Source organism: Streptomyces ipomoeae 91-03, assembly GCF_000317595.1.
Classification (GTDB): Bacteria; Actinomycetota; Actinomycetes; order Streptomycetales; family Streptomycetaceae; genus Streptomyces; species Streptomyces ipomoeae.
This window is the reverse complement of the sequence record NZ_AEJC01000272.1, coordinates 1-15,665: the sequence shown is the minus strand read 5'-3', so window position 1 is coordinate 15,665 and position 15,665 is coordinate 1. Positions and strand designations below refer to the sequence as shown.

The window sequence follows — 15,665 nt, the reverse complement described above, 5'->3', positions numbered from 1 at the left end:
CGCCCTCTTTTTCGTGATCCGGAACCGCCGCCCATCGGTGAGGGTCGGTCGGGGACGAGCGGCGGTTCCGGGGTCAGGGGTCAGGGTGCTACCGGTGGCTACCGGTCACCGGCGGCCACCCGTCACCGGTGCTACCGGTGGTCGCTGCCCGTCGACTGGGAAGCCGCTCGGCCGGCCTCCAGGCGGGCCACCGGGATACGGAAGGGGGAGCAGGAGACGTAGTCGAGGCCTACCTCGTGGAAGAAGTGGACCGACTCGGGGTCGCCGCCGTGTTCGCCGCAGACGCCGAGCTTCAGGTCGGGGCGGGTGGCTCGGCCGGCCTCCGCCGCGAGCTTCACCAGGGAACCCACGCCGTCCTTGTCGATCGTCTCGAAGGGGGAGACGCCGAAGATGCCCTTCTCCAGGTAGGCCGTGAAGAAGGAGGCCTCCACGTCGTCCCGGCTGAAGCCCCAGACCGTCTGCGTCAGGTCGTTCGTGCCGAAGCTGAAGAACTCCGCCGCCTCCGCGATCTGACCGGCGGTCAGCGCGGCTCGCGGGAGTTCGATCATCGTGCCGATCGCCAGCTTCAGTTCGGTGCCCGTCGCCGCCTCGACCTCCGCGACGACCTGGTCGGCCTCCTCGCGGACGATCTCCAGCTCCTGGACCGTGCCGACGAGCGGGATCATGATCTCCGCGCGCGGGTCGCCCTTGGCGTTCTTGCGCTCGGCCGCGGCCTCCGCGATCGCCCGTACCTGCATCGTGAACAGGCCGGGGATGACCAGGCCGAGGCGTACGCCGCGCAGGCCCAGCATCGGGTTCTGTTCGTGCAGGCGGTGCACCGCCTGCAGCAGGCGCAGTTCGTTCTCGTGCGGCTCCTGGCGGGACTCCGCCAGCGCCACGCGCACCGACAGTTCCGTGATGTCCGGCAGGAACTCGTGCAGCGGGGGGTCGAGGAGGCGGATGGTCACGGGGAGGCCGTCCATCGCCGAGAACAGCTCAACGAAGTCCTGCTTCTGGAGGGGGAGCAGTGCCTTCAGGCTCTCCTCGCGCTCCGCCTCCGTGTCCGCCAGGATGAGGCGTTCGACCAGCTCACGGCGGTCACCGAGGAACATGTGCTCCGTACGGCACAGACCGATGCCCTGGGCGCCGAAGCGACGGGCGCGCAGCGCGTCCTCGGCGTTGTCCGCGTTGGCCCGGACCCTCAGCCTCCGCTTGCGGTCCGCGAAGGCCATGATGCGGTGTACGGCTTCCACCAGTTCGTCGGCGTCGTGGGCACCCGCGTGCATCCGGCCCTCGAAGTACTCCACGACGGGGGACGGGACGACCGGGACCTCGCCCAGGTAGACCTTGCCGCTCGAACCGTCGATGGAGATGAGGTCGCCCTCCTCCACCACGTGGCCGCCCGGCACCGTCATCCGGCGGCGCTTGGTGTCGACCTCCAGCTCCTCGGCGCCACAGACGCAGGTCTTGCCCATGCCGCGCGCGACCACGGCCGCGTGCGAGGTCTTGCCGCCTCGCGACGTCAGGATGCCCTCCGCCGCGATCATGCCGTCCAGGTCGTCGGGGTTCGTCTCACGGCGGACCAGGATGACCTTCTCGCCGGAACGCGACCACTTCACGGCCGTGTACGAGTCGAAGACCGCCCGGCCGACCGCCGCACCCGGCGACGCCGCGATGCCCCGGCCGATCTTCTCGACCCCTTTCCCGCCGCGGGCGTACTCGTCGTCGAAGCGAGGGAACATCAGCTGGGCCAGCTGGGCGCCCGTCACACGCTGCAGGGCCTCCGCCTCGTCGATCAGCCCCTGGTCCACCAGCTGCGTCGCGATACGGAACGCCGCGCCCGCCGTCCGCTTGCCGACGCGCGTCTGGAGCATCCACAGCTGGCCGCGCTCGATGGTGAACTCGATGTCGCAGAGATCCTTGTAGTGGTTCTCCAGGGTCTCCATGATCTGCATCAGCTGGTCGTACGACTTCTTGTCGATCTGCTCCAGCTCCGCCAGCGGGACGGTGTTGCGGATGCCCGCGACCACGTCCTCGCCCTGGGCGTTCTGCAGGTAGTCGCCGTAGACGCCCTGGTGGCCGGAGGCGGGGTCGCGGGTGAAGGCGACGCCCGTGCCGGAGTCCGGGCCCAGGTTGCCGAAGACCATCGAGCAGACGTTGACCGCCGTGCCGAGGTCGTGCGGGATGCGCTCCTGGCGGCGGTAGAGCTTCGCGCGGTCGCCGTTCCAGGAGTCGAAGACGGCCTTGATGGCGAGGTCCATCTGTTCGCGCGGGTCCTGCGGGAAGTCCCGGCCGGCCTCGGTCTTGACGATCTTCTTGTACTTGGCGACCAGCTTCTTCAGGTCGGCCGCCTCGAGGTCGGTGTCGACCGCGACCTTCTTGGCCACCTTCGCCGCCTCCAGGGCCTCCTCGAAGAGGTCGCCGTCGACGCCGAGGACCGTCTTGCCGAACATCTGGATGAGTCGGCGGTACGAGTCCCAGGCGAAGCGGTCGTCGCCCGCCTGGTCGGCGAGGCCCTTCACCGACTTGTCGGAGAGGCCGATGTTCAGAACGGTGTCCATCATTCCGGGCATCGAGAACTTCGCACCGGAGCGGACCGAGACGAGCAGCGGGTTGTCGGCCTGGCCGAGCTTCTTGCCCATCCGCTCCTCGAGCGCCGCGAGATGCGCGCTGACCTCGTCACGGAGTGCCGCCGGTTCCTCGCCGCTGTCGAGGTAGACCTTGCAGGCCTCGGTGGTGATGGTGAAGCCGGGGGGCACGGGGAGGCCGAGGTTGGTCATCTCGGCGAGGTTCGCGCCCTTGCCGCCGAGGAGGTCCTTCAGGTCCTTGTTGCCTTCGGTGAAGTCATAAACAAACTTCACGCCCTCAACGCCGTGAGCTTCGTGGCCTACGTGGGGATCTTTGTTTTCCGACACGGGTCCCAACTCCTTGAGGACGCGGTGGCTGCCCTGACGGCCAGGAACATACCCAGATCGAAGGTACCTGGGTACGTCCACTTGCGCGTCATGCGCCTGTAACCACCCGTCCGCCAGCAGATCGAAAGTCAAGGCTTGGCAAGGAACGAGATGTGGATGTGTTCGGTTCTTGAACGCACCGATCGCCCCATGGGCGACTTCGCGCTCACATGAGCGCCAAACAGCACGCCTGAGTTCGCTCGATGAACGATCAAACCGTGGCACTGAGTGCCACACCTTGAAAAGCCGGAATCGGTCATGATTCGCTCATCTGAGCGCAGCCCCGATCAGGGGTGGCGAGAATCACGCCGTTCGAAGGGGCGGGATTTCACCATGCGGACGGCCGACGGGACGGTTTTCCGGGCCGAAACATGCCCGTCACCGCCTCAGCGCGCCGCCCTCGCCACGCCGCGCCACGCCGGAGGAGCCATCACACCCCGAGCGCCGCCAACCGCTCCTCCACCCGCCCGGGCGCGTACAAGTGCTCGACGACCAGGGCGCCCGCCCCGATCAGGCCCGCCCGCTCGCCGAGGCGGGAGGTGACCACGTCGAGGTGGGCGGTGGAGCGGGGCAGGGCGCGCTGATAGAGGAGTTCGCGGACGCCGGTGAGGAAGGCGGTTCCGGCCAAATCCCCGGCGATCATCAGGACCCCGGGGTTCAGCAGGGTCACCACCGTCGCCAGTACGTCCCCCACGGCCCGGCCCGCCTCGCGCGCGAGCGCCGTCGCCCCGGGGTGCCCAGCGGTCAGCAGGTCGCGTACATCCGAGCCCGAGGCCGCCGGAACCCCCGCCTCCGTCAGCTTGCGCGCGACCGCGCCGCCGCTCGCGACGGCCGCCAGACAGCCGTACGAGCCGCACCGGCACAGCGCGTCCGCGCCCTCCGGGACCCGGATATGGCCGATGTCGCCGGCGCCGCCGTCGACGCCCCGGTATATCGAGCCGCCGACCACCATCCCCGCGCCGATGCCCGTGGACACCTTGACCAGGGCGAAGGCCGAGCAGTCCGCGTAGCCGGTGCGCTGTTCGCCGTAGGCCATGAGGTTGGCGTCGTTGTCGACGAGGACCGGTGTGCCCGCGGGGCCGGACGCGTGTGCGGCGAAGGCGCGGGAGAGGCGGCTCCTTATGTCGTAGCCGTCCCAGCCGGGCATCATCGGCGGCTGCACGACCCGGCCGGTGTCGCTGTCCACCGGGCCGGGCACCGCGAGGCCGATGCCGCACACCGCGTCCGCCGAGCGGCCCGCCTTCTCCAGCAACTCGGCGAACCAGCGGCCCAGTTCGTCCAGTACGGCGTCGGGGCCGTCCTCGATGACCAGGGTGCCGGTGTGCTCGGACTGGATCTCGCCGGTGAGGGAGAGGACCGCGGCGCGGGCGTGGCGGGTGTCGAGGTCGGCGGCGAGGACCACGGCGTGCTCGTCGTCGAATTCGAGGGTGATCGAGGGACGGCCGCCGAGCGGGGAGTCGACGGGGCCGCCGGCGCCCTCGCGCAGCCAGCCCGCGCGGAAGAGCCGGTCCAGACGCTGGCCGACCGTGGCCCGGGACAGGCCCGTCGCCTGTTGGAGCGCGCCACGCGTCGTCGCCCGGCCGCTGCGCACCAGCTCCAGCAGATCTCCGGCACCGGCGTGACTGCTGCCCACCTTCACGGCCCTCCCACTCGCACGATCACTCATCCGATCATCCACCCGCGCCGACGAGCCCCGCGATGTCCACGGCGCGCGTAACGCCGCGTTCATTGCCGTCCACCCTCTTGCGCTCACCAACTCTGCATTACATATTGAGTTTTGCGTGTTAAATAGACGTAACCCTACGGTAGCTACCGCCGAACCGATCGGCATCTCGTCCTCGGGGAGCCCTGAGTGGACCGCACAATCCAGTTCACCGCACGTCACGGAACCGGCGCGGGCGCGCCCGGCGGGATCGATGTATACGATCCGGCCACGGCGGCCGGCTCGCTGCACCGTGCGGCGGCGGAGGTGCTGGCGGCCAACTGGACGGGCCGGTCCACGGTGCCGTCGCGCACGCTGTATCCGCACCAGTGGTCGTGGGACTCGGCGTTCATCGCGATCGGGCTGCGGCATCTGTCGCCGCTCCGGGCGCAGACCGAGTTGGAGACGCTGCTCACCGCCCAGTGGGGCGACGGACGGATCCCGCACATCGTCTTCAACCCCTCCGTGCCGCTCGACGCGTACTTCCCGAGCCCCGACTTCTGGCGCTCCTCGACCGCGGGGCGCGCCGCGGGCGCCCCGCACACCACGCAGACCTCGGGCATCGTGCAGCCGCCGGTGCACGCGCTGGCCGCGTGGCTGGTGCACCGGGCGGACCCCGGGCTGTCCCGGGCGCGCGGCTTCCTGCCCCGGGTGTACCCGCGCCTGGCCGCCTGGCACCGCTATCTGCTGCACCGCCGGGACCTCGGCGGCGCCGGGCTCGTCTCCGTCGTCCACCCCTGGGAACAGGGCATGGACAACAGCCCCACCTGGGACGCCCCCCTCTCGCGTATCACCCCCGCCCCGCCCCGCTCCTTCCGCCGTGCCGACCTCGACCACGGCGCGGCCGAGGACCGGCCGACGGATCTGGACTACGGGCGGTACGTACGACTCGCGACGGACTACCGGGACGGCGGCTACCGGGACGGGGTGGGCGGCTTCGCCGTCGAGGACCCCGCCTTCAACGCCCTCCTCATCGCCTCCGAACACGCCCTCGCCCGTATAGCGAAGGAACTCGGCGCCCCGGGCACGGCCCGGCACGGGCGGGCCGAGCGACTGACAACGGCCCTGGTGGAGCGGCTGTGGGACCCGGCGGAGGGGATGTTCTTCTGCCGGGATGTGAACGCGGTCGGCGAGAGCGCCGCTCTCGATTCGGATCACCGCTCGCCGAGTGGCGTCCCGGGAGCCGAGCGACGCCCTCGGAGCAGCGCTCACGAAACCGAGCAGCGCTCTCGGAACACCGCTCACGAATGCGATCGGCAGTCTCGGAGCACCGCTCTCGCCTCGGAGCGGCGCTCGCAGACCGGTGCTCTCATCCCCGAGCGCAGCGTCTCCGGGCTCATCCCACTCCTCCTCCCCGGCCTCCCCCGCGACATCGTCTCCGCGCTCGTGCGCACGGTCCACGGCCCCCGCTTCGGGCTCGGCGGCGCCACGCGGCTCGTGCCGTCGTACGACCTCACCGGTGAGGCCTTCGATCCGCATCGGTACTGGCGTGGACCGGCCTGGTTCAACACGAACTGGATGGTGGAGCGGGGGCTCAGGGTGCACGGGGAGCTGGGGCGGGCCGACGCGTTGCGGGCGGCGTTCCTGGAGACCGCCGGCGCCTCCGGGTTCGCCGAGTACGTGGACCCGTACACCGGCGAGGCCCGCGGAGCACTCCGCTTCAGCTGGACCGCCGCGCTCACGCTCGACCTGCTGCACCAGGACGACCGGCGCGGTGAACCCGACCGGCACGGCGAACACGGCGGGCACAGCGATCACGACCAGCACATCCGCACCTTCGACATGAGTGACAAGGGAGGGGGCCGGGGATGACGTACCGGCATCACCTGCTCGTGCGCGGCGGGACGTTCGCCGCCGTGGGCGACGGCGGCGACATCAGCGGGGTGCGGGGCGGCAACTCCCCGGACGGGCTGTTCGTACGGGACGCCCGGCATCTGAGCCGATGGCAGCTGACCGTCGACGGCGCGGTTCCCGAGACGCTCACACCGGTCGCGGACGGCGACATCGCGCGCTGCGTCCTCGTACCCCGCGGCGGTCGTCAGGAGCCGCCCGCGTACACGCTCTTCCGTGAACAGGCCGTCTCCGACAGCGCGTTCGTGGAGTCACTGCGCGTCACCAGCAACCACCCGGTGCCGACCACGGTCCGCGTCGCGATCACCGCGGACGCCGACTTCACCGACCAGTTCGAGCTGCGCTCCGACTTCCGTACGTACGCCAAGTCGGGCATCGTCAGAAAGCGTGAAGTCCTCCCCGACGGCGTCGAGTTCACATACCGGCGCGGTGAGTGGCGATCCTGTACGACGGTCACGGCCGAACCGGCGCCGGACGCCGTGGAGGAGACCGGCACCGGCGCGCGGCGGCTCGTGTGGGCCCTGGACCTCGAACCGCACGGCTCGGTCGAGCTGATCCTGCGGGTGATGGCGCGACCGCACGGCGACAAGCGGGCCCTGCGGGTGCCGCGCTCACCGGCCGCCGTGAACGAGCGGACCCTCGCGCTGGAGGAGGAGTTCATCGAGGGCGTGGCCTTCCCGACCGGCTGGCCGGAGCTGGCCGCCGCCTGCGCCCGGGGCCTCGCCGATCTCGCCGCGCTCCAGGTCCCGGCGACCGGCCCGGACGGCGAGACGCTGCGGGTGCCCGCCGCCGGCGCGCCCTGGTTCCTGACCCTCCTCGGCCGCGACGCCCTGCTGACCTCCCTCTTCGCCCTCCCCTACCGCCCCGAACCGGCCGCCGCGACCCTGCTCGCGCTCGCCGCCGCCCAGGCAACCGAGGTGAGCGTCGACTCGGTGGCCCAGCCCGGCAAGATCGTGCACGAGATGCGGCACGGCGAGCTGGCGCACTTCGGGCAGGTGCCGTACGGGCGTTACTACGGCTCGGTGGACGCGACCCCGCTGTTCCTCGTGCTCCTCGGCGCGTATGTGGAGCAGACCGGGGACGTCACCCTCGCCCGGCGCCTCGAACCGCACGCCCGTGCCGCCATCGGCTGGATGCTGGACCACGGCGGCCTCACCTCCCGCGGCTATCTCGTCTACCGCGCCGACGAGGGCGGTCTCGCCAACCAGAACTGGAAGGACACCCCCGGCTCCATCTGCTCCGCCGACGGCAGCCGGCCGGTCAGCGGGCCGGTGATGGCCGCGGGAGCGCAGGGCTATGCGTACGACGCGCTGCGCCGTACGGCCTGGGTCGCCCGTACGGTCTGGGAGGACGAGGTCTACGCGGCGCTGCTGGAGCAGGCCGCCGCCGACCTCCGCGATCGCTTCCAGCGGGACTTCTGGATGACCGAACAGGCCTTTCCCGCACTGGCGTTGGACCGCGAGGGCAAGCCCGTCGACGCGCTCGCCTCGGACGCCGGGCATCTGTTGTGGTCGGGGCTGCTGGACAAGGAGTACGGGGAACTCGTCGGGCGGCGGCTCCTCGAACCCGACTTCTTCTCCGGGTGGGGCGTACGGACACTGGCCGCAGGGCAGCCCGCGTATCACCCGCTGTCGTATCACCGCGGGTCGGTCTGGCCGCACGACAACGCCCTGATCACGCTGGGGTTGGCACGGTACGGGCTGCATGACGAGGCTCGTACGGTCGCCCTCGGGTTGGTGGACGCCGCCACCGCCGCCGGGCATCGGCTGCCGGAGGTGATCGCCGGGTACGGGCGGGACACGCATGGGGAGCCCGTGCCGTATCCGCATGCGTGTGTGCGGGAGTCTCGGGCGGCGGCGGCTCCGTTGGCGCTGTTGACGGCGGTTGGAGGCGCGTGAGCGCTCCGCCGGGTCGAGCCGTTGAGCGCCGTTGGGGCGTGGGGTCGTTCGCGGGCCACCGGTTCGTTGTGGTGGATCGCGCCCGCGCGGCGGAGCCGCATGTCGACACAGCCCCGCGCCCCCATCGGGGCGCGCCGCACTTCACGTCAGCCCAGCCAGCAGCCTTCCCGCGGTCTCCCTCGCCTCCTTCTCCGTCCATGCCCACTCGGCCGTCGCCGGGCGGTGGGTCGTCCACGTCTCCCAGTAGTTGCGGGACTTGCCGTAGCGGTCGGCCAGCAGGACATGGGGGAGGGACAGGAGGACGCTGAGGACGTGACCGTGGAGGCGGTCGGTCACGGCTACTCGGCCTGACGTCAACAGGCGGCAGCCGCGTGCGAGTTGGAGGCGGGCGAGGCCGTCGTACGCGGTGAGGAGGGCGGGGATCGCTCCCGCCGGGTCGCCGGAGCCGGCTCGACACAGGGCGCGGGCGCGGCTGCGCCACAGGGTTTCCTTGGCCTGGCGCCACTCCGCGTCCGTGACCTCCCTCGCCCAGTCGAAGACGTACGGGCCGCCGCGCTCCTTCCTCGCCGGGCCGCGTCCGGCCGGTGGGCCCTTCGCGGACTCCTTGTCCTCGCGGGCCAGCCAGACGACGTCATGGCCGGCCGTGCCGCCGGCCAGTGCGGCCGGCGGCACGGCGAACGCCAGGTCGGGCGCGAGCAGGGCCGGGGCCTCGAAGACGGTGCGGCAGCGGCGCAGGCTGTGCCGGTCGCGCAGCAGCAGGGTGAGGTCGGGGTGGGCGTCGAAGGCGCGGCGGGCGCGGGTGAGGTTGGCGTGGTCCGTGAAGTGCACCGACTGGGGCAGTTGGAGGACGCGGCGGTCGGGGAAGTCGCGCAGCACCTGCTCCCGCAGCAGTTGGCTGTCCTCCCACAGGTCGCCGAGGGTGCCGCCACCGGTCAGCAGGATCGGTCCCTCGGGCACACACGCCGCCAGGTGCCCGGCGTCGTACGACATCAGGTCGCAGGCGTAGCGCACCTCGGCTCGCAGGGCGTCGAGCAGGGCCCGCTGCCCCAACCAGATCGCGCTGTCACCGACGTTGGACGTCAGCGGCGCGCCGATGACCGCGCACCGGGTGCCGGCCGGGACGAGCCGGTCCAGGACGGTCAGGACGTACGAGACGTAGGGGGCGCAGTGGGGGACGTAGGAGGGGGGTGGTGGCTCGTTCGCTCCGCACACCAAAACGCGCTACCCGGACATTTCTCCACCCATTCCGAGATGACGGAAACCGGCCGCACAAAGACCGGAAACCCGGCAGAACGGGGTAACTAGCCCCCGGATGTGTCCAGTTCGGCGTCCTCGCTGATGCCCGCGCAGTCGTACGGGTCCTTGAGCCAGCCGTCGGGCAGGACGACGCGGTTGTTGCCGGAGGTACGGCCGCGCGGTCCGTCGGCGCCGGTGGGCCAGGGCTGGTCGAGGCCCAACTCGTCGAGTCCGGCGCGGAGTTCGGCGAGGGAGGAGGTGACGGCGAGCCGCTTGCGCATCTCGGAGCCGACCGCGAAGCCCTTCAGATACCAGGCCACGTGCTTGCGGAAGTCGACGACACCCTTCGACTCGTCGCCGATCCACTCGCCGAGCAGGGTGGCGTGGCGGACCATGATGTCGGCGACTTCGCGGAGCGAGGGCCGCGCACCCCATCCAGCAGCGTCCGCGGCACGAGCCTCCGTACGCCCCTCGAAGGCGGCGACCAGGTCGGCGAACAGCCAGGGCCGGCCGAGGCAGCCGCGCCCGACGACGACTCCGTCGCAGCCGGTCTCCCGGACCATCCGCAACGCGTCCTCGGCCGACCAGATGTCCCCGTTGCCGAGCACCGGGATCTCGGGGACGTGCTCCTTCAGCCGGGCGATGGCGTCCCAGTCGGCGGTGCCGCCGTAGTGCTGGGCGGCCGTACGGCCATGCAGGGCGATCGCGGTGACGCCCTCCTCGGCGGCGATGCGGCCGGCGTCGAGGTAGGTGATGTGGTCGTCGTCGATGCCCTTGCGCATCTTCATCGTCACCGGGAGGTCACCCGCGCCGCTCACCGCCTCCCGCAGGATCGCGCGCAGCAGGTTCCGCTTGTACGGGAGGGCGGAGCCGCCACCCTTCCTCGTCACCTTCGGGACCGGGCAGCCGAAGTTGAGGTCGATGTGGTCGGCGAGACCCTCCTCCGCGATCATGCGGACGGCCTTGCCCACGGTCGCCGGGTCGACGCCGTACAGCTGGATCGAGCGCGGCTTCTCGGTCGCGTCGAAGTGGATCAGCTGCATGGTCTTCTCGTTGCGCTCGACCAGCGCCCGCGTCGTGATCATCTCGCTCACGAACAGTCCCTTGCCGCCGCTGAACTCTCTGCACAGGGTGCGGAAGGGCGCGTTCGTGATCCCGGCCATGGGCGCCAGGACGACGGGCGGCTGGACGGTGTGCGGACCGATCTGCAAGGGGGACACGGGCGTGGGCATTGCTCCATTGTCGCCCATCGCACCCATCGGCCTGTCCCCCACTCGCCTCCCATCCACTCGCCTCCCATCGCGATGATCGGACGGCAACCATTAGTTAGACACACTATTGAAATCGGCCTACGATGGACGACATGCCCGAGCTCACCGCACGTCGTCGCATGCTGGTGCTCGCGATCTGCTGCATGAGTCTGCTGATCGTGAGCCTGGACACCACGGTGCTCAATGTCGCCCTGCCGGTCATGCAGAAGGATCTGGACACGACCGTCGCGGGCCTGCAGTGGACGATCGACGGATACACGGTGGTGCTGGCCTCGCTGCTGATGCCGGCCGGGTCGACGGCGGACCGGATCGGCCGTAAGCGGGTCTTCATGGCGGGCCTGGTCGTCTTCACGATCGGCTCGGTGCTGTGCTCCCTCGCCCCGGACCTGGAGTCGCTGGTCGCCTTCCGCATGGTGCAGGCGGTCGGCGGATCGATGCTCAACCCGGTCGCGATGTCGATCATCACCAACACGTTCACCGCCCCGCGCGAGCGGGCCCGTGCGATCGGGGTGTGGGGTGGCGTGGTGGGCATCTCCATGGCCGCCGGGCCACTGATCGGCGGGCTGCTCGTGGATTCCGTCGGCTGGCGCTCGATCTTCTGGATCAACCTCCCGGTCGGCCTCGTCGCGCTGCTGCTGACCTGGCGGTACGTGCCCGAGTCACGCGCACCGAAGGCGCGCCGGCCCGACCCCGTCGGACAGTCCCTCGTCATCGCGCTGCTCGGTTCGCTGACGTACGCGATCATCGAGGCGCCGACCGCGCCGGTCGCCGAGGTCGTGCTCTTCGGCGGTATCGCGCTCGCCGCGCTGCTCGGTCTGCTGTGGTACGAGCCCCGCCGCGCCGAACCCCTCATCGACCTGCGGTTCTTCCGCTCGGCACCGTTCAGCGGGGCGACCGTGATAGCGATCAGCTCGTTCGCGGCACTCGGCGGCTTCCTCTTCCTGTCGGCGCTCTACCTGCAGAACGTACGTGGCCTGGACGCGGTGCACGCCGGGCTGTGGATGCTGCCGATGGCGTTCCCGTGCTTCGTCTGCGCACCGCTGGCCGGGCGGCTGGTCGGCAGCCGCGGGCCCCGGCTGCCGTTGCTGATCGCCGGGGCGGCCATGACCTCGTGCGGGGCGCTGTTCGCGGTGTCCGAGGCCGCCGAGTCGTCGAACGTCACCCTGTTCCTCGGCTATGTGCTGTTCGGCCTCGGCTTCGGTTTCGTGAACGCGCCGATCACCAACACGGCGGTGTCGGGCATGCCCCGCGCCCAGGCCGGCGTCGCCGCCGCCGTCGCCTCCACCAGCCGCCAGATCGGGCAGACGCTCGGGGTCGCGGTGATCGGTGCGGTGCTGGCGGCGGGGGTGGGCTCCGCCTCGTACGAGAGCACGTTCGTGTCGGCGGCGCGACCCGCGTGGTGGATCATCACCGGGTGCGGACTCGCGGTCTTGGTGCTGGGCGCGCTGACGACCGGGGCGTGGGCACGCGGGACCGCGGAGCGGTCGGCGGCGCGGCTGGAGGCGGCGGCCCCCGCGTCGGCGGAGGCCGCGGAGCGGCTGGAGTCGCCGGAGGTGCGGGGTGCCGTGGAAGCCGACCCGAAGCGCCCGCGCCGACCGCAGCACCGTTGACCGGGGCTGATGGTTGAACCCGGACTACTCGTCGACCGGAGCCGACGGCTGAACCGGGCTACTCCTTCACCGGCGCTGATGGCTGAACCGGGCTACCCATCGGCCGGAGCCGATCGTTGAGCGGAGCTTCGCACTCCCGCTCCACCAAGGTCTGGAGCCGGTATTCCTTGGGCGAGAGCCCGTACGCGGCGCGGAAGGCGCGGGTGAAGTCGGAGGCCCGGGGGATGCCCCAGCGGGCGGCGACGGTGTGGATCGGGGTGGCGCGGAGTGAGGGGTCGGCGAGGTCGCGGTGGGCGCCCTCCAGGCGTCGGCGGCGTATCCAGGCGGCGACCGTCTCGCCCTGGGTCTGCTGCTGGAAGATGCGGTGCAGATAGCTGACGGAGATGTGGTGCGCGGCGGCGATCGCCGGGGGCGACAGCTCCGGGTCGTGCAGGTTCTGCCGGATGAACGCCTGTATGCGGCGCACCATGACCTGCTGACGGGTCTCCGGCGGCAGGGCGGCCTCGGCCTCCAGCGCATGGGCGCACCACGCCGACACCAGGTCCAGCACGACCGTGCCCAGGCGGGGCCCGTCGGCCGGCTGGAGGTGGTCGGCCTGCCGCTCCAGGCCGACGAGGAAGTCCGTCAGCAGCGCCCCGAGCCCGTCCCGGCCCGACAGCCCCCGGCCCAGCAACTCCCGTACCCGGTGCGGCGGCAGGGGCAGCAGTGCCTTGGGGAAGTCGACGCCGACACCCTTGACGACCCGGCCGGGGCCTACGCCGTACGGCTGAAGGTCGTACGGCTGTGAACTGTCGGCCAGGTGCAGGTCGCGCGGGCCGAAGACGGCGGTCCGTCCGACGTGGTCGAGGGCCATCCCTCCGTCGAGCAGCAGCGACAGGTGATACAGCTCGGGGTCGGACTGCCGCACCATCTTCTGGCTCCGCCGATACCGCGTCGGCAGGAACGACGTCGGCCACACGGTCACCGGCCCGAGCTCCATCAGCCGGGCCTCCGCCCAGAAGTCGGCGGTATGGGCACTGATGATGTCGCTGGGCGACCGGGTCTGACCGACCATCGCCCGCCAGTGATCGAATCTCTCCCCCGCAGGCAGGTCCTCGCTACGGAACACGGTCCCGATCATTGCGTCCCTTTTCCCCACCGCCCCCGCCGGGCGATTTCCGCCGACATCCTCGCACGTGGCGGAAATCGGACGCGGGGTAGGGATGGTGACGACAGGACGGGTGGCAACGCCCGGATGTCGAGGACCGGGGTGGGGGCGGCCGGCCTCAGGGGCGCCGCGTGCCACCAGGCCGCCGCGGACCAGGGCCACGGCGTCGACGCTGCTCGCGGAATCGGGAACGGCGGAGGCCATGGTGTGGTCGACGGCGGCGACGGTGCCCGCCGCTTCGCCGCTGAGCGGGACGGGCTCGGAGCCCTCGCGCACCTTTCGTACGGCCGGCGGGGTGACACCGACCGCTTCGGTACGGACGAGCAGCTCACCCGGTCCGGGCTCCGGAACGGGGGCGGTCGGGTGGCGGCGCGCGGGCCGGACATCGGATGACCAGGTGATACGGCGTCCCCAGGTGATACGGCGTCCGCGGGTGTCCTACGCCACGCAGAACTCGTTTCCCTCCGGGTCCCGCATCAGCCACCAGTGGCCCGCCGGGCCCTTGTCGAACTCCTCGACGCGTGTGGCGCCCAGGGTTTCCAGGCGGGTGACGAGTTCGTCCCGGCCGCCCGGTTCGGCGTGGATGTCGATGTGGAGGCGGTTCTTGGTCGTCTTGGGTTCCGGGACGTCCTGGAAGAGAAGGCGGCGGCCCTTGCCGATGCCGGTGAAGGGGTCGTACGGGTCGTCGGGGTGGCGGACGGCGGCGTAGCCGCGGAACACGCGGTGGCCGTTGTGTTCGGTGACGGCGGCCTCGGGGAGGTCGCCGGTGGAGAGGAGCCGGGCGATCAGCTCGCTGGGGTCCTCCACCTCGTAGCCGAGGGCGGCGGCCCAGAAGTCGGCGAGGGGCTGGGCGTCCCGGGTGTCGATGACCAGTTTCCAGTTCAGCGCGACAGTCATGTAACCGGTTATAGTGGTTACATGGCCTCGTCGTCCATGGCATCGGCCCCAGAAGGGGGTCCGGGAGTGTCGGGCATCCTCCTGCGGTCCCACTCCGGCAACGTCTACCGGTTCGATCCGGGCGCCCTCTGCCTGGAACTGCTCGTCACCGGCGGACCCGGCGCCCTCGCCCGCTTCGAGGTGCTGAGCACCCCCGATGACCTGGTCAAATGGGTCGCCGAGTCCCGGCTCACGCCAACCCCCGAATCGTTCGACGTCACGGACGACGACGTCGCGTACACCCGTCGGCTGCGCGACGCGCTGACCCGTACGTTCGTCTCCCGCGTCCACGGCGACGGCCTGCCCGAGCTGGGCATACCGGCGGCCGACCCCGCCGACCTCCGCGTCATCAACGAAGCCGCCGCCCGACCACCGCTCGCCCCCGCCCTCCGCGAGGACGGCACCCGCGGCTGGGCGGCCGGCGCCGCGACCGGGGCGCAGCTGATGTCCACCGTCGCCCGTGACGCCGTCGAACTCCTCACCGGCCCCCACGCCGCACGCGTCCGCATGTGCGCCGGCGAGCGCTGCCATCTCCTCTACGTCGACACCTCACGCCCCGGCCGCCGCCGCTGGTGCTCGATGGAGCACTGCGGCAACCGCAACAAGGTCCGCGCCCACCGGGCCCGCCGAGCGGAGGAAGAGCCGGCCGAGCACAGGAAGAGCCGACCGAGAAACAGGGAGTGATCCTCATGCCCACTCGAACCACTCGAACCACCGGCGCCACCGGGCTCACCAAGGACGCCGGATGGGAGATCGGTGTCTCCCGGACGCTTCCCCGATCGCCGTCCGCCGTGTGGGAGTTCATCAGCGGGCCGCGCGGGCTGGAGCTCTGGCTCGGGCGCGGGGCGCGGTTCGCTCCCGAGCGCGGTGCCTCGTACGTCACCGACGCGGGGGTCGGCGGGGAGGTGCGCGGGTATCGGCCCGGTGACCGTATCCGCGTCACGTACGGCGATACGACCGTCCAGGTCGCCGTGTCGGCCGCGGCCGGCGGCAGGGCGGTCCTCCGCTTCCATCAGGAACGGATGGCGAGCGCCGAGGAGCGTGAACGGCGACGGGCGCACTGGCAGCGGGTGATGGGCCG

The 15,665-nt window shown here is 71.2% G+C and carries 12 protein-coding genes; 6 read left to right on the top strand and 6 right to left on the bottom strand.

The features are described 5' to 3' along the window. Positions 1–131: 131 nt before the first annotated feature. Both ppdK and STRIP9103_RS17950 read right to left on the bottom strand, forming a co-directional pair. Positions 132–2,894, bottom strand: coding sequence for a pyruvate, phosphate dikinase (ppdK, locus tag STRIP9103_RS17955; RefSeq protein ID WP_009314129.1), 2,763 nt, complete (start codon positions 2,892–2,894; stop codon positions 132–134). 469 nt (positions 2,895–3,363) lie between these two features. Then, on the bottom strand, positions 3,364–4,599 hold the full coding sequence (locus STRIP9103_RS17950) for an ROK family protein (RefSeq protein ID WP_048820490.1): 1,236 nt from the start codon (positions 4,597–4,599) through the stop codon (positions 3,364–3,366). A 186-nt stretch (positions 4,600–4,785) separates the two neighbouring features. Here STRIP9103_RS17950 and STRIP9103_RS51550 point away from each other — a divergent pair, with 186 nt between their 5' ends. Together STRIP9103_RS51550 and STRIP9103_RS17940 are read left to right on the top strand one after the other, a co-directional pair. Continuing rightward, positions 4,786–6,447, top strand: coding sequence for an MGH1-like glycoside hydrolase domain-containing protein (locus tag STRIP9103_RS51550; protein WP_009314121.1), 1,662 nt, complete (start codon positions 4,786–4,788; stop codon positions 6,445–6,447). Next, positions 6,444–8,384: an amylo-alpha-1,6-glucosidase gene (locus STRIP9103_RS17940; RefSeq protein WP_009314126.1), complete on the top strand. Its 1,941-nt coding sequence runs from the start codon at positions 6,444–6,446 to the stop codon at positions 8,382–8,384. Before STRIP9103_RS51550 ends, STRIP9103_RS17940 begins: the two co-directional genes overlap by 4 nt. Positions 8,385–8,525: 141 nt before the next feature. Here STRIP9103_RS17940 and STRIP9103_RS17935 read toward each other — a convergent pair whose 3' ends face one another. Next, the gene (locus tag STRIP9103_RS17935) at positions 8,526–9,596 is read right to left on the bottom strand and encodes a polysaccharide pyruvyl transferase family protein (protein WP_009314132.1); all 1,071 of its coding nucleotides are present in this window, start codon (positions 9,594–9,596) and stop codon (positions 8,526–8,528) included. An 89-nt stretch (positions 9,597–9,685) separates the two neighbouring features. After that, positions 9,686–10,852: a tRNA dihydrouridine synthase DusB gene (dusB, locus tag STRIP9103_RS17930; RefSeq protein WP_009314130.1), complete on the bottom strand. Its 1,167-nt coding sequence runs from the start codon at positions 10,850–10,852 to the stop codon at positions 9,686–9,688. A gap of 131 nt (positions 10,853–10,983) precedes the next feature. Here dusB and STRIP9103_RS17925 point away from each other — a divergent pair, with 131 nt between their 5' ends. Continuing rightward, complete coding sequence (locus STRIP9103_RS17925) at positions 10,984–12,501, top strand: MFS transporter (RefSeq protein WP_078613953.1); 1,518 nt, start codon at positions 10,984–10,986, stop codon at positions 12,499–12,501. A 58-nt stretch (positions 12,502–12,559) separates the two neighbouring features. Here STRIP9103_RS17925 and STRIP9103_RS17920 read toward each other — a convergent pair whose 3' ends face one another. Beyond that, on the bottom strand, positions 12,560–13,621 hold the full coding sequence (locus STRIP9103_RS17920; RefSeq protein WP_078613952.1) for a helix-turn-helix domain-containing protein: 1,062 nt from the start codon (positions 13,619–13,621) through the stop codon (positions 12,560–12,562). A 114-nt stretch (positions 13,622–13,735) separates the two neighbouring features. On the opposite strand from STRIP9103_RS17920, the gene STRIP9103_RS45525 reads away from it, so the two are divergent. Then, the gene (locus tag STRIP9103_RS45525; RefSeq protein WP_158696886.1) at positions 13,736–14,041 is read left to right on the top strand and encodes a hypothetical protein; all 306 of its coding nucleotides are present in this window, start codon (positions 13,736–13,738) and stop codon (positions 14,039–14,041) included. A 45-nt stretch (positions 14,042–14,086) separates the two neighbouring features. On the opposite strand, the gene STRIP9103_RS17915 is transcribed toward STRIP9103_RS45525, so the two are convergent. Next, positions 14,087–14,545 (bottom strand): VOC family protein, encoded by a 459-nt coding sequence (locus STRIP9103_RS17915; protein ID WP_048820488.1) that lies wholly within the window; start codon positions 14,543–14,545, stop codon positions 14,087–14,089. Positions 14,546–14,566: 21 nt separating this feature from the next. Between STRIP9103_RS17915 and STRIP9103_RS17910 the strand changes: the two genes are divergently transcribed. Both STRIP9103_RS17910 and STRIP9103_RS17905 read left to right on the top strand, forming a co-directional pair. Further along, positions 14,567–15,268, top strand: coding sequence for a CGNR zinc finger domain-containing protein (locus tag STRIP9103_RS17910; protein ID WP_199790549.1), 702 nt, complete (start codon positions 14,567–14,569; stop codon positions 15,266–15,268). Between the two features lie 5 nt (positions 15,269–15,273). Continuing rightward, positions 15,274–15,665, top strand: a 392-nt coding sequence (locus tag STRIP9103_RS17905) for an SRPBCC family protein (RefSeq protein ID WP_009314123.1), incomplete at its 3' end; no start/stop codon positions are given.

Bases quoted from the DNA above. Each gene is read 5' to 3' on its own strand.
- STRIP9103_RS17950 (WP_048820490.1), bottom strand. From the start codon at position 4,599: ATGAGTGATCGTGCGAGTGGGAGGGCCGTGAAGGTGGGCAGCAGTCAC.
- STRIP9103_RS17940 (WP_009314126.1), top strand. From the start codon at position 6,444: ATGACGTACCGGCATCACCTGCTCGTGCGCGGCGGGACGTTCGCCGCC.
- dusB (WP_009314130.1), bottom strand. From the start codon at position 10,852: ATGCCCACGCCCGTGTCCCCCTTGCAGATCGGTCCGCACACCGTCCAG.
- STRIP9103_RS17925 (WP_078613953.1), top strand. From the start codon at position 10,984: ATGCCCGAGCTCACCGCACGTCGTCGCATGCTGGTGCTCGCGATCTGC.
- STRIP9103_RS17920 (WP_078613952.1), bottom strand. From the start codon at position 13,621: ATGATCGGGACCGTGTTCCGTAGCGAGGACCTGCCTGCGGGGGAGAGA.
- STRIP9103_RS45525 (WP_158696886.1), top strand. From the start codon at position 13,736: ATGTCGAGGACCGGGGTGGGGGCGGCCGGCCTCAGGGGCGCCGCGTGC.
- STRIP9103_RS17915 (WP_048820488.1), bottom strand. From the start codon at position 14,545: ATGACTGTCGCGCTGAACTGGAAACTGGTCATCGACACCCGGGACGCC.
- STRIP9103_RS17910 (WP_199790549.1), top strand. From the start codon at position 14,567: ATGGCCTCGTCGTCCATGGCATCGGCCCCAGAAGGGGGTCCGGGAGTG.